The 13,630-nt window shown below is 69.1% G+C and carries 9 protein-coding genes; all 9 read left to right on the plus strand.

What is annotated here, in order from left to right; all coding sequences use genetic code 11:
- Positions 1-56 precede the first annotated feature (56 nt).
- The 9 genes from QPK32_RS18815 (at position 57) to QPK32_RS18855 (ending at position 13,588) form a co-directional block, all read left to right on the plus strand.
- Complete coding sequence (locus tag QPK32_RS18815; protein WP_290414328.1) at positions 57-1,022, plus strand: ABC transporter substrate-binding protein; 966 nt, start codon at positions 57-59, stop codon at positions 1,020-1,022.
- A gap of 8 nt (positions 1,023-1,030) precedes the next feature.
- Entirely contained in the window at positions 1,031-1,864 is an 834-nt protein-coding gene (locus QPK32_RS18820) for an ABC transporter permease (RefSeq protein ID WP_290414329.1), read from the plus strand.
- On the plus strand, positions 1,865-2,659 hold the full coding sequence (locus QPK32_RS18825) for an ABC transporter ATP-binding protein (RefSeq protein WP_290414330.1): 795 nt from the start codon (positions 1,865-1,867) through the stop codon (positions 2,657-2,659).
- A 62-nt stretch (positions 2,660-2,721) separates the two neighbouring features.
- Positions 2,722-5,733, plus strand: coding sequence for a sensor histidine kinase (locus QPK32_RS18830; RefSeq protein ID WP_290414331.1), 3,012 nt, complete (start codon positions 2,722-2,724; stop codon positions 5,731-5,733).
- A gap of 81 nt (positions 5,734-5,814) precedes the next feature.
- On the plus strand, positions 5,815-6,618 hold the full coding sequence (locus QPK32_RS18835) for an inner membrane protein YpjD (RefSeq protein WP_290414332.1): 804 nt from the start codon (positions 5,815-5,817) through the stop codon (positions 6,616-6,618).
- Positions 6,615-6,914, plus strand: a complete 300-nt coding sequence (locus tag QPK32_RS18840) for a PP0621 family protein (protein ID WP_290414333.1) — start codon at positions 6,615-6,617, stop codon at positions 6,912-6,914. The genes QPK32_RS18835 and QPK32_RS18840 overlap by 4 nt, the downstream gene beginning before the upstream one ends.
- A gap of 61 nt (positions 6,915-6,975) precedes the next feature.
- A complete protein-coding gene (locus tag QPK32_RS18845; protein ID WP_290414334.1) occupies positions 6,976-8,673 on the plus strand; it encodes a PAS domain-containing sensor histidine kinase in 1,698 nt (565 codons plus the stop codon).
- Positions 8,674-8,726: 53 nt separating this feature from the next.
- Positions 8,727-10,193 (plus strand): sigma-54 dependent transcriptional regulator, encoded by a 1,467-nt coding sequence (locus QPK32_RS18850; protein ID WP_290414335.1) that lies wholly within the window; start codon positions 8,727-8,729, stop codon positions 10,191-10,193.
- Between the two features lie 464 nt (positions 10,194-10,657).
- On the plus strand, positions 10,658-13,588 hold the full coding sequence (locus QPK32_RS18855) for a ribonucleoside-diphosphate reductase subunit alpha (protein ID WP_290414336.1): 2,931 nt from the start codon (positions 10,658-10,660) through the stop codon (positions 13,586-13,588).
- Positions 13,589-13,630 lie beyond the last annotated feature (42 nt).

Below are 13,630 nucleotides of genomic sequence, written 5' to 3' on the forward strand. Positions count from 1 at the left end.
TCGTCCAACCTTGGTGCTGATGGGCAATATTGCCCGCCTTCATGAGCGAGGATGGGATGACATGGACATCGATCGCGCTGGCCATCGGGCTGGCGCTGGGCGGCGCGGCGCACGCCGAGGAAGTGGTCAGGCTCGGCAACCTCAAGCTGGCCCACTTCGGCGCCGTCTCGTACATCAAGGAGATCGCGCCGCGCTGCGGGATCCGGGTCGAGGAGCGGGTGTTCGCCAAGGGCCTGGACGTGATGCAGGCGATGATCGCCGGAGAGCTCGACGTCGGCGGCACGGCGTCGGAGGCCGCCATCGCGGGGCGCGCCGGCGGCGTGCCCGTCTATGTGGTGGCCGGCTTCGCGCGTGGCGGCGCGCGCCTGGTGCGCCGGCCGGACCAGACCATCCGCGCCGTGGCAGACCTGAAAGGCAAGCGGGTCGGAGTGACGCGCGGCTCGATCCAGGAAGTGCTCCTGATGGCGGAGCTGCAGAAGGCAGGCCTGTCGTCGGCGCCGGGGCCGGGCAAGGACGTGCAGATCATCTATCTCGCCTATCCGGACCTGAACCAGGCGCTGATGGGCAGGCACGTCGACGCCATGATGCAGTCGGAGCCGCAATCCTCGCAGGCGATCAACAAGGGCTTCGGCGTCGAGGTCATCAAGCCCTACGACACCCCGATCGGCGAACCGGTACGCACGCTGGTGATGACGGAAAGCTTCTACAAGAACCGCCGTCCGGTCGCGGAAAAATTCATGCGCTGCTTCGTGCAGGCCACCAGCGCCTTCATCGGCGACCGCCAGCTCGCCGAGAAATACGTGCGCAACACCGTGTTCAAGGGCCAGATCAGCGCCGAGGACTTCCGCGACGCCGTCGAGAATTCGCCGTACAGCTACGACATCACCCCCGAACACATCCAGGTCACCACCGACATCATGGCCAGGACCGGCGTCGGCCGCATGGCCCGGCCGCCGCTGGCGAAGGAGTGGGTCAAGACGGACCTGCTGGACGCGGCCAAGGCCGGCCTGAACATCCGCTAGGAGAGAGCATGAGCAAGTACAAGGCCAAGGAACTCGCAGTGGGCCTGGTGGTGCCGCTCGTGGCACTACTGGCCTGGCAGACCGTGGCGGCGCTGGGCTGGGCCGACCGCAACGTGCTGCCGGCGCCGCTGCAGGTCTGGCACAAGTGGCTCGACTACCTGCTGCCGCTGCAGGACTACGCCGGCTTCCGGGAAAGCGGCGCGGGCGGGTGGCTGGCCTGGCTGGTGTCCGGCGAACTGCTGCACGACGCGCTCGGCAGCCTGTACCGGGTGGGGGCCGGTTTCGCGGTCGGCACCGCGCTGGCGCTGCCGCTGGGCCTGGCGATGGGCACGAGCCGCGTCGTGTACGCCTGGCTGAATCCCCTCGTACAGCTGCTGCGGCCGATCCCGCCCATCGCCTACATCCCGCTGGCGATCCTGTGGTTCGGCCTGGGCAATGCGCCGGCCGTGTTCCTGATCGCGCTGGGCGCCTTCTTCCCCGTCCTGATGAATACCGTGGCCGGCGTGCGCCAGGTCGACGGCATCTACCTGCGCGCCGCGCGCAACCTCGGCGCCGACGGCCCGACCATGTTCGTGCGCGTGATCCTGCCGGCGGCCGTGCCCTACATCCTGACCGGCATGCGGATCGGCATCGGCACCGCCTTCATCGTCGTCATCGTGTCCGAGATGATCGCCGTGAACAACGGCCTCGGTTTCCGCATCATCGAGGCGCGCGAGTACTTCTGGTCCGACAAGATCATCGCCGGCATGGCCACCATCGGCCTGCTGGGGCTGGCGATCGACGCCGGCATGAACCGCCTGAACAACCATCTGCTGCGCTGGCACCGCGGCCTGGAGCACTGAATGCACGCATCCATCGTCATCGACCGCGTCACCAAGGCCTTCGCCGGCGACCGCCGCAGCACGCCGGTGCTGCAGGACATCAGCCTCGCCATCCCGCACGGCCAGTTCGTCTGCCTGCTCGGGCCTTCCGGCTGCGGCAAGTCGACCCTGCTCAATGCCATCGCCGGCTTCGCCCCGCCGACCTCCGGCACCATCGTCTCCGACGGCATGCCCGTCATGGGACCGGGGCCGCAGCGCGGCATGGTGTTCCAGGAATATGCGCTGTTCCCCTGGATGACGGTGGAGCAGAACATCGGGTTCGGCCTGCAGATCAAGGGCCAGCGCCGTCCCGAGATCGCCGCGCGCGTGGCCGCGCTGCTCGAGATGCTGGCGCTGGCGGACTTCGCCGGCCGCTATCCGAGGGACCTGTCCGGCGGCATGCGCCAGCGCGTGGCGATCGCGCGGGTGCTGGCGCTCGATTCGCCGATCCTCCTGATGGACGAACCGTTCGGCGCCCTCGACGCGCTCACGCGGCGCAACCTGCAGGACGAATTGCTGCGCATCTGGGCGGAGCTCGACAAGACGATCGTCTTCGTCACCCACAGCATCGAGGAAGCGATCTACCTGGCCGACCGCATCGTCGTGATGACCTACCGGCCCGGCACGATCAAGAGCGACCTCATCGTCGAGCTGCCGCGCCTGCGCGACCCGGCCGCGCCGGAATTCAATGCCCTCAAGCGCGAGCTGGGCATGCTGGTCATGGAAGAGCAGCAGCGCCACCACCACGCCGAGATGCGCGCCGCCGCCGTCGACTAGCATTCCGGCGTCCGCGGCCGCCGCGTATTGCGCGGCCATTCCTTTTTGGATACGCTGGCGCGATGACGCTCCCGTCGCGCTCCCTCGCCCTTGCACTCGCCGTTTTCCTGCACGGCGCGCCGGCACACGCGCTCGATCCGCGCACGCCGCTTGCCTCCTATCGTCTCGACACCTTCGGCGTGCGCGCCGGTGCGCCGCGCCATGCCATGTCGATCGCGCAGCAAGCCGACGGCTGGATGTGGTTCGGCACGCCCTCGGGGCTGTATCGCTACGACGGCATGAAGTTCGAGCTGTTCCGGCCGAGACCGGGCGAACGCCTGCTGGGGCAATACATCGGCGCATTGCGGGCGCATCCGAACGGCGAACTGTGGATCAGCTACCTGTACGGCGGCGTCAGCGTCCTGCGCGACGGCCACCTGCGCCACCTGGCCGGGGTGCCGGGAAAGCCGATCGGTTCGGTGAGCGCCTTCGCCCCCGACGGCGCCGATACCTGGGTCGCATCGACCACGGGACTGTGGCGCTATCGTGCCGGCGGCTGGGAGCGCTTCGGTGCGGATCGCGGCTTCCCGGACGGCTGGTGCGGTGATGTCCACCGCGACCCCTATGGACGGGTGTGGGCGGCGGATGACCGCCATGTCTACCTGCTGGACCGCGGTGCCGGCCGTTTCGCGCCGGTCGTCGAGCTCGCGGCCGGCGCGACGATCGTGGATGCGCCGGACGGCCGGGTCTGGGTGGCCGACGGCGTGACGGTGCGGCTGCTGCCGGCGCCGCCGGGCGGCTGGCGAGCGCCGCCGCCATCGCCGGTGCGAAACAGCACCATGGTGACCCTGTTCGACCGCGACGGCAATTACTGGACCGGGGGCTGTCCGAAGGCCTTGTGCATGCGGCGCCCGGCGCGCATCGCGGGCCGCGACGTGTTTCCCGACCTGGACAGCGGCAGGCCGGATGTCCGCGACGGCAAAATCGGCTCGGCCAGCATCAATGCCATGATGGAAGACCGCGAGGGGAACCTGTGGACCAGTACCGCGGCCGGACTGGAACGCTTGCGCGACACGCGCCTGGTGCCGCTGGTCCTGCCGGACTCGAACTGGCCGGGACTGGCCCTGGACCGGACGGGCGCGGTCTGGATCGCGACCAGCGACGCAGGCTTGCATGGCCGCCTGTGGCGCGCGCAGGGAGACGACGTCGCGGCGCAGCGGAGCGACCAGCGCAGCGGGATCGTCGCCATGGGCCGCGACGGCACGGTCCTCGTCGCCGGCAGGAACACGATCGAGCGCCGCCTGGGCGACCGCATCGTCGCGCGCCATGCGATGCCGCCGCGCGGCCGGCGCGCCGTCGCGCGCGATGCGGTGCTGCTGCTGGCGGAAGACCGCGAAGGCATCTGGCTGTACCTGGGCAACGGCCGCGGCCTGTTCCGCCTGCGCGGCGGCGCCTGGGAGCCGCCGTCGGCGCATCCCTGGCTGGCCGGCGTCATCTATGCCTTCGTCGACGGCGCCGGCCGCACGTGGTTCGGCACGCGCAACAATGGGGTGGTGCTGGTCGACGGCGACCGGCATACGGAATACGGCCCCGGCGACGGCATCGCGCTGGGCGCGGTCACCTTCGTCGACGCGCAGGCCGATCCGGTCATCAGCGGCGAGGGCGGCATGGCCGTCCTGCAGCATGGCCGCTTCCGTCCCTTGCGCGCGGAGGGCGTCGACCTGGCCAACGTGTCCGGCCTGGTGGCGACGCCGGACGGTAACCGCTGGCTGGGCACGGCGCGCGGCCTGTTCCGCGTGCCCGCCGCGGCGTGGCGGCGCAGCATGGCGGATCGCGGCCAGCCGCTGCGCGGCGAACTCTGGGACGAACTGCATGGCTTTCCCGGCAGCGGCTACGGCAGCTCGCCGTCGCCGACACTGCGCCTGGCGCCCGACGGCAGGTTATGGGTGGCCGGCCTGGACGGCGTTGCCGTGTACGACCGCACGCGCCTGCGCCGCAACACGACGGCGCCGCAGGCCCGCGTGCAGGCGCTGGTCGCCAACGAGCAGCGCTACGAGGGCGGCGCGGCCGGTACGCTGCGCGCCGGCACCACCCGCTTGCGCTTCGACTTCGCGGCGCCCAGCATGACGATGCCGGAGCGGGTGCGCTTCCGCTACCGCCTGGACGGCGTCGACGCCGCCTGGCAGGAAGCGGGGGGCCAGCGTTCCGCGTATTACACCAACCTGGGGCCCGGCACCTACCGCTTCGAGGTCCAGGCCACCAACGAGGACGGCGTGGCGGGGCCGGCCGCAACCACGCCGCCTTTCCGGATCGCGCCGACCTTCGTCCAGACCCGCTGGTTCCTCGTCCTGTGCGTCCTGCTGGCCGGCGCCGCGGCCTGGCTGCTGTACGCGCTGCGCCTGGCGCAGCTCAAGCGGACCTGGCAGGCGCGCACCGAGGAGCGCATCGCGGAACGCGAGCGCATCGCGCGCACCCTGCACGACACCTTCCTGCAAGGATTGCATGCGCTCATCCTGCGTCTGGACGCCTTCGCCGCCCGCCTGCTGCCGGGATCCGGCGAACGCACCCAGATCGAGGATCTGCTGGACGTCGCGCGCAAGGTCACCGAGGAAGGGCGCAGCCAGGTGCTCGGCCTGCGTTCCGGGACCGGCGCCCCGGACCTGGCGTCGGCGCTGGCCGCCAGTGTCGCGCTATTGCGTACCGGCGACGACGTCGACGTGGCGTGGCGCGAAACGGGCCAGCCGCGCACGCTCGATCCGGACACGCAGGCCGAGGTCCATCGCATCGCCTGCGAGGCGGTCGCCAATGCCTTGCGCCATGCCCGTGCGCGGCGGATCGAGGTCACGCTGGACTGGAGCGGACCTGGCCTGGTGGTGCGCGTGGCCGACGACGGCGTCGGCATGGCCGAGGAACTGATCGCCTCCGGCCTGCCGGGGCACTGGGGGCTGGCCGGCATGCGCGAACGGGCTGCGGCCATCGGCGCGACACTGGCGCTGCATAACCGTCCCGGCGGCGGCGTCGAGGTGGTGCTGGCGCTGGGCGGGGACGCGGCCCCGGCGCCACGGCGGATGCTCGCCGCGCAGGCCCCGAACTGAGCGGTAAGAAGGGCCGTCCTGCATGGCTTGACCTTCTGGCAAGCCAACCCCGGTAGACCGGGATGGTGTAGACTCGCCGGTATGCAAACCACCTTCTTCATTGCCGCGGCGATCCTGTACGCGGTATGCGCCCTGCTGCCGTCGAAGCGGGGCGCGCTCATTTCCGGCACGACGGCCGCGGCCTGGGTGCTGCATGGGGCCGCGCTGTGGCCGGACATGCTCGCCAACGGCACGCTGCGCGTCGGCTTCGCCTTCATGCTGTCGGCGGCGCTGTGGATCTCGGTGGCCGCCTACTGGATCGAGAACCGCAATTTCGCGCTGGATGGCATGCGCCGCATGGTGATGCCGTTCGCGGCCGTCGCGGCCATCCTGCCGTCCCTGTTCCCCGGGAACCTGATGCCCGTGCAGGCGCAGTCGCCGGCATTCGGTTGGCACGTCGCCGTGGCCGTCATGGCCTACAGCACGCTGACCATCGCCGCCTTCCACGCCGTGCTGATGGCGCTGCAGGAGGCGCGCCTGCATACGAAAAGCGCCAGGAAAGGCTGGCTGGGCGCCGCGATCGACCAGCTGCCGGCGCTGCTGACCATGGAAAAGCTGTTGTTCCGCATGATCTGGATCGGCTTCGTCCTGCTCAGCCTGACCGTGCTGTCGGGCCTCGTGTTCTCCGAACAGCTGTTCGGCAAGGCCTTGCGCTGGGACCACAAGAATGTGTTCGCGCTGCTGTCGTGGCTGTTGTTCGCCGCGCTGCTGGCCGGACGCCGCTGGCGCGGCTGGCGCGGCAAGACCGCGCTGCGCTTCACGCTGGCGGGATTCGCTACGCTGGCGCTGGCCTATGTCGGCAGCCGTTTCGTGTTTGAAGTCGTTCTGCACCGGGGGTTCGTATGACGCGACTGCTTTTCTGGATTGCGCTCGTCATCCTGGTGGTGATGGCCGTGCGCAGCAAACTGCGCGCCGCGATGGCGCGCGCCCAGGGCCAGGCGCCCCAGGGCAGGGGACCGGCGCAGTCCGCCGGTGCCGGTAGCGCCGGCGGCGCGGGAGCCTGGCAGCGCGTCGAGGACCGCTCCGAACCGATGGCCTGCTGCGCCCAGTGCGGCATGTATTTCCCGGCGTCCGAAGCGGTGCGGGTGGGCGGACGCGACTTCTGCAGCACGGCGCACGCGCACCAGCCGGCCCCGCGCTGAGTTCCGCGCTCAGTTCCGCGCTCAGTTCCTCGATGATCCCCGCCTGATCCCTCAGCGCTGCATGGCGTCCTGGCCTACCCTGACTGCCGCGTCGCGCTCGACCTTCTGGCGCTCGCTGCAGACGTTCACCGTCAGCCGCATCGTGATCGCGCTGGTGCTGCTGCTGTACCTGAGCATCGATGCGCGCCGCGGCCACCTGCCGGGCGCCACCTATACCGAGATCTGCATCGCCTACATGGCGCTGGCGCTGGGGTTCGCCGCCGCCTGCTATCGCTGGCGCCGGCGCTTCCTGCTGCAGCTGGCCGGCCAGGTCATGACGGACCTCGCCGCGATCTCGCTGCTGTACCTGGCCGGCGGCGGCGTGCGCAGCGGCCTGGCGCTGCTGTACCTGTTCCCGCTGGCCGGCGCCGCCATGCTGGCGCCGCTGCTGCTGGCGCTGTTCTCGGCCGCGCTGGCGACGCTGTTCGTGCTGGCCGAGACCATGTGGCAGATCGTCGTGCGCTTCGAGGACCCGCCGCTGATGCAGGCCGGCCTCACCGGCGCCGCCTTCTTCGCCCTGGTGCTGGTGGTGAACCGCCTGGCCGAACGCCTGATCTCCCAGGAGGAACTGGCGGCGCGGCGCGGCACCGACCTGCGCATCCAGCAAGCCGTGTACCGTATCGTCGTCGAGGACGTCGGCGACGGCATCCTGGTGCTGGACCGCGACGGCCAGGTGTTCGGCGCCAACCCGGCGGCGCGCCATATGCTCGGCCTGGAAGCGCGCCTGGCCGAGGACGCCGGCGGGGAGAAGAGCGCCGACGCGGGCGCCGGCTTCCGCCTGGCCGACGTGCCCGCGTTCGAGCCGGTGGCGCACAGCTTCGCCGCCTGGATCGGCGGCGCCGGGGCGGCCCACGGAGCACACGATGGGCCGGCCGACTACGTGACGATCAAGCGCTGGCACGAGGACGAGGGCGCCGCGCGCGGCCGGCTGGACCAGCCGGTGCATTTGAAGCTGCGTTTCGCGCGCGTGGAGACGCCGCATGGCGAGGACGAGCGCAGCGTGATCTTCATGCAGGACGTGAGCGCCATCGAAAACCAGGCGCAGCAACTGAAGCTGGCCTCGATGGGCCGCCTGACGGCCAGCATCGCGCACGAGGTGCGCAATCCCCTGTCGGCGATCGGCCACGCGACCTCGCTGCTGGCCGAGGACCTGCACGGTCCCGCCGAGCAGCGCCTGCTGCGCATCGTGAACGACAACGTGGGCCGCGTGAACCGCATGGTCGAGGACATCCTGAAGCTGTCGCGCAAGGTGCAGCCGAACGGCGAGCCGGTCGCGCTGGCCCCGTTCCTGGCCGAGCTGCGGGCGGAATTCACGGAAACCCACGGCATGCGCGGTGATATAGTAGCCATCGGCGACGCCGGCGGCCTGGCCGTGCGCTTCGACGGCCTGCACCTGCGCGAAGTGCTGGTGAACCTGCTCGGCAACGCGGTGCGCTACGCCAGCGGCAAGCCTGCCAGCATCCGCGTGTTCCCCGTGCTCGACGCCACGGCGCGGGTCGAGCTGCACGTGCAGGACGACGGCCGCGCCATCACGCCGGAAGTGCGCGCCCACCTGTTCGAGCCGTTCTACACGACGTCGAGCAAGGGCACGGGCCTGGGCCTGTACCTGGCGCGCGAGCTGTGCCTGAACAACGGCGCGATGCTCGACTACGAAGTGCGCGCCGACGACGACGGCGGCACCAGCGGCCGGTTCGTGATCACGTTCGGCGCGTCGGGCTGAGCGCGCGAGCGCTACTATATATAGAGAGACAGACGAAGAAGGCCAGCAACCGCATGAGTTCCCCCCGCATCCTCGTGGTCGACGACGAAGCCGACCTGCGCGAGCTGCTCGAGATCACCCTGCTCAAGATGGGCCTGGACGTGGACAGCGCCGCCACCGTGCGCGAGGCGCGCCAGTTCCTCGACCGCGCCCGCTACGCGCTGGTGCTGACCGACATGCGCCTGCCCGACGGCCTCGGGCTGGAACTGGTGCGCGAAGTCGCCGCCAGCCACCGCGACACGCCCATCGCCGTGATCACCGCCTACGGCAGCGCCGAGAACGCGGTGGTGGCCTTGAAGGCGGGCGCCTTCGACTACGTCTCGAAACCGGTGGTGCTGGACGACCTGCGCACCATGGTGCGCTCGGCGCTCAAGCTGTCCGACCTGCCGGCCACCCCGGCGGCCGCTGCGCCCGCGGCCGCGCCGGCCAGGCAGGAAGGGAATTCGCGCCTGGTCGGCACCTCGCCGGCCATGCAGGCGCTGCGCGCCCAGATCGACCGGCTGGCGCGCTCGCAGGCGCCGATCGCCATCAACGGCGAGTCCGGCAGCGGCAAGGAGCTGGCCGCGCGCGAGATCCACGCCCGCAGCGCCCGCGCCGCCGGGCCCTTCGTCGCCGTGAACTGCGGCGCGATCCCCGAAGCGCTGATGGAGGCCGAATTCTTCGGCTACCGCAAGGGCGCGTTCACGGGCGCGTCCGACGAGCGCGACGGCTTCTTCCAGGCCGCCGACGGCGGCACGCTGATGCTCGACGAGGTCGCCGACCTGCCGCTGGCGATGCAGGTCAAGCTGCTGCGCGCGATCCAGGAGCGGCGCGTGCGCAAGATCGGCGCCACCGCCGAGGAGCCGGTCGACGTGCGCATCGTCAGCGCCACCCACAAGGACCTGGCCCGGTGCGTCGAAGCGGGCCAGTTCCGCCAGGACCTGTTCTACCGCCTGAACGTGATCGAGCTGACGCTGCCGCCGCTGCGCGAGCGCCTCGACGACCTGCCGCTGCTGGTCGACGCGATCCTGGCGCGCCTGGCCGGGCCGGACAACGCGCGCCTGGGGCCGGGCGTGCTGGACCTGCTGCGCGCCTATTCCTTCCCCGGCAACGTGCGCGAACTGGAAAACGTGCTGGAACGCGCGCTCGCGTTTGCCGACGGCGGCGTGATCCAGGCCGGCGATCTGCTGCTCAAGGGCGCGCGCACGGGGGAGGGGGCCGCATCCGCGCCGGCACCCGCGTCCGCGTCCGCCTCAGCGCCGCCCGAACCGCCGCCCGAACCGGCGTCCGAATCCCCGCCTGTCGCCGCGTCGCCGGCGGACGACGGCGCGCTGCCCAGCAACCTGCCGGACTACCTGAGCCAGGTCGAGCGCGACATCATCCTGCGCGCGCTGACGCAGACCCAGTTCAACCGCACCCAGGCCGCCGGCCTGCTCGGCATCAGCGTGCGCCAGCTGCGCTACCAGATGCAGAAGCTGGGCATCCACGCGCCGGAACCGTGATTTTCCACCCCATAAATACTTTCTCTTACGCAATTTTTATGACGCGCCCGTGACAGGCATGCACCACCGTCGCGCCCCTGAAACGGCATGTTAGTGCTCACTATCGGGCGATGGCTGGGCTGTGCTCGCTTTAACAAAAGTCAAGCTGGACGCATAAAAAAAATCATCGGCTGAGGCCCTTTGATCCTGCCGAATATCGACTACAATTAGGTTCATAACGCAGTCCGCCACTAGATGTAGTGGTCTGCCACAAGGAACTCAACAGTAAAGCAACACCAACGAATCGGTAACAGAGGGGCCCCATGGCAGTGGTTTCCGGAACATGGCTCCCCTCTTTATTATTCGCAGAAAGTTAATAGGCTGCCAATTTTGACCAGTTGGCAGCACCCTTTTGTCACTCTCGATGGGGCCGCACCGCGGTCCCGCACACGTCGGTGGCCGACGAACGCCATCCTGGAGGCTCAATGCAAACATCTTCGGACATTTCCATCAACTCGAACGCGGCACCGGGATCGGCGAACGCGCTGGTCGCGAACGGCGACTACCGCATCATCCGCCGCAACGGCGCCGTGGTGCCGTTCGCGCCGACCAAGATCGAGGTCGCGATGACCAAGGCGTTCCTGGCGGTGAACGGCGAAGGCGCCCGCGAGTCGGCGCGCATCCGCGAACTGGTCGCCGAACTGACCAGCAACGTGGTCGCGGCGCTGGTGCGCCGCCAGCCGAACGGCGGCACCTTCCACATCGAGGATGTGCAGGACCAGGTGGAACTGTCCCTGATGCGTTCGGGCGAGCATGACGTCGCGCGCGAATACGTGCTGTACCGCGCCAAGCGCATGGACGAGCGCCGCGCCGCCAAGGAAGCCGCCGGCGGCACCCAGGTCGCCGCGCCGCAGTTCAATGTCGTCGACGGCGGCGTGCGCCGTCCGCTGGACATGAACGAAGTCGCCGCGCTGATCAACGCCGCCTGCGCCGGCCTGGAAAAGCACGTCGATGCCGACGCCATCCTGGCCGAAACCGTCAAGAACCTGTACGACGGCGTGCCGGTCGAGGAACTGCACAAGTCCGCGATCCTGGCCGCGCGCGCGCTGATGGAAAAGGATCCGGCCTACAGCCAGGTCACCGCGCGCATCCTGCTGCACACGATCCGCAAGGAAGTCTTCGGCAAGGAAACCCCGCAAGCCGGCGCCGCCGCGGAATACATCACCTACTTCCCGCAGTACATCGCCAAGGGCATCGACGCCGAGCTGCTCGACGAGGAGCTGGGCAAGTTCGACCTGCAGAAGCTGGCCAAGGCCATCGTCGCCGACCGCGACCTGCAGTTCGGCTACATCGGCCTGCAGACCCTGTACGACCGCTACTTCCTGCACATCCGCGACACCCGCATCGAGATGCCGCAGGCGTTCTACATGCGCGTCGCGATGGGCCTGGCGCTGCGCGAGGAAAACCGCGAAGCGCGCGCGATCGAGTTCTACAACCTGCTGTCGAGCTTCGACTTCATGAGCTCGACCCCGACCCTGTTCAACTCGGGTACCCGCCGCTCGCAACTGTCGTCCTGCTACCTGACCACCGTCGCCGACGACCTGGAAGGCATCTACGACGCCATCAAGGAAAACGCGCTGCTGTCGAAATTCGCCGGCGGCCTGGGCAACGACTGGACCCCGGTCCGCGCGCTGGGTTCGCGCATCAAGGGCACCAACGGCAAGTCGCAGGGCGTCGTGCCGTTCCTGAAGGTCGCCAACGACACCGCCGTCGCCGTGAACCAGGGCGGCAAGCGCAAGGGCGCCGTCTGCGCCTACCTGGAAACCTGGCACCTGGACATCGAGGAATTCCTCGACCTGCGCAAGAACACGGGCGACGACCGCCGCCGCACCCACGACATGAACACGGCGAACTGGATTCCCGACCTGTTCATGAAACGCGTGATGGAAAAGGGCGACTGGAGCCTGTTCTCGCCGTCCGAAGTGCCGGACCTGCACGACAAGGTCGGCCGCGCCTTCGAGGAAGCCTACCTGGGCTACGAAGCCCGTGCGGCGCGCGGCGAAATGACCGTGTACAAGAAGATCCCGGCGCTGGACCTGTGGCGCAAGATGCTGTCGATGCTGTTCGAGACCGGCCATCCGTGGATCACCTTCAAGGATCCGTGCAACATCCGCTCGCCGCAGCAGCACGTGGGCGTCGTGCACTCGTCGAACCTGTGCACCGAGATCACGCTGAACACGAACGACGAAGAGATCGCCGTCTGCAACCTGGGTTCGGTCAACATGCCGGCCCACATGAAGGGCGACGGCCTGGACATCGTCAAGCTGCAGAAGACCATCCGCACCGCGATGCGCATGCTCGACAACGTCATCGACATCAACTACTACGCCGTCGACAAGGCCAAGAACTCGAACCTGCGCCACCGCCCGGTCGGCCTGGGCATCATGGGCTTCCAGGACTGCCTGCACATGATGCGCGTGCCGTTCGCGTCGGACAAGGCCGTGGAATTCGCCGACCGCTCGATGGAAGCCGTCTGCTACTACGCCTACCTGGCCTCGACCGAGCTGGCCGAGGAACGCGGCCGCTACGGTTCCTACGAAGGTTCGCTGTGGGACCGCGGCATCCTGCCGCAGGACTCGATCAAGCTGCTGGCCGAGGAACGCGGCGGCTACCTCGAGCAGGACCTGTCGGAAACCATGGACTGGTCCGTCGTGCGCAACCGCATCAAGCAGTTCGGCATGCGCAACTCGAACTGCGTGGCGATCGCCCCGACCGCGACCATCTCGAACATCATCGGCGTGTCGGCCTGCATCGAACCGACGTTCCAGAACCTGTACGTGAAGTCGAACCTGTCGGGTGAATTTACCGAGATCAACTCGTACCTGGTGCGCGACCTGAAGGCGCGCGGCCTGTGGGACGAGGTCATGATCAACGACCTGAAATACTTCGACGGCTCGCTGTCGCGCATCGACCGTGTCCCGCAGGACCTGCGCGACATCTACGCGACGGCCTTCGAAGTCGAGCCGAAGTGGCTGGTGGAAGCCGCATCGCGCCGCCAGAAGTGGATCGACCAGGCCCAGTCGCTGAACATCTACATGGCCGGCGCCTCGGGCAAGAAGCTGGACGAGACCTATAAACTGGCCTGGCTGCGCGGCCTGAAGACGACCTACTATTTGCGCACCATCGCGGCGACGCACATGGAGAAGTCGACCACCCGTACCGGCGCCCTGAACGCCGTGCCGGTCGACGGCGGCCTGGCCGCCGCGGTTGGCTCGACCTCGGCGGCGGCAGCTGCCGCCAGCGCGGCCATGTCGGCCCCGGCCCCGGCAGCACCGGCCGCGGAGATCGCGGAAGGCGCCGCCTGCTACCTGCGTCCTGGCGACGCCGGTTTCGACGAGTGCGAAGCCTGCCAATAATTTAAGCACGTCGTCCCCGCGAAGGCGGGGACCCAAGCTGCA

Source organism: Massilia sp. YIM B02763, from assembly GCF_030412015.1.
GTDB lineage: Bacteria > Pseudomonadota > Gammaproteobacteria > Burkholderiales > Burkholderiaceae_D > Telluria.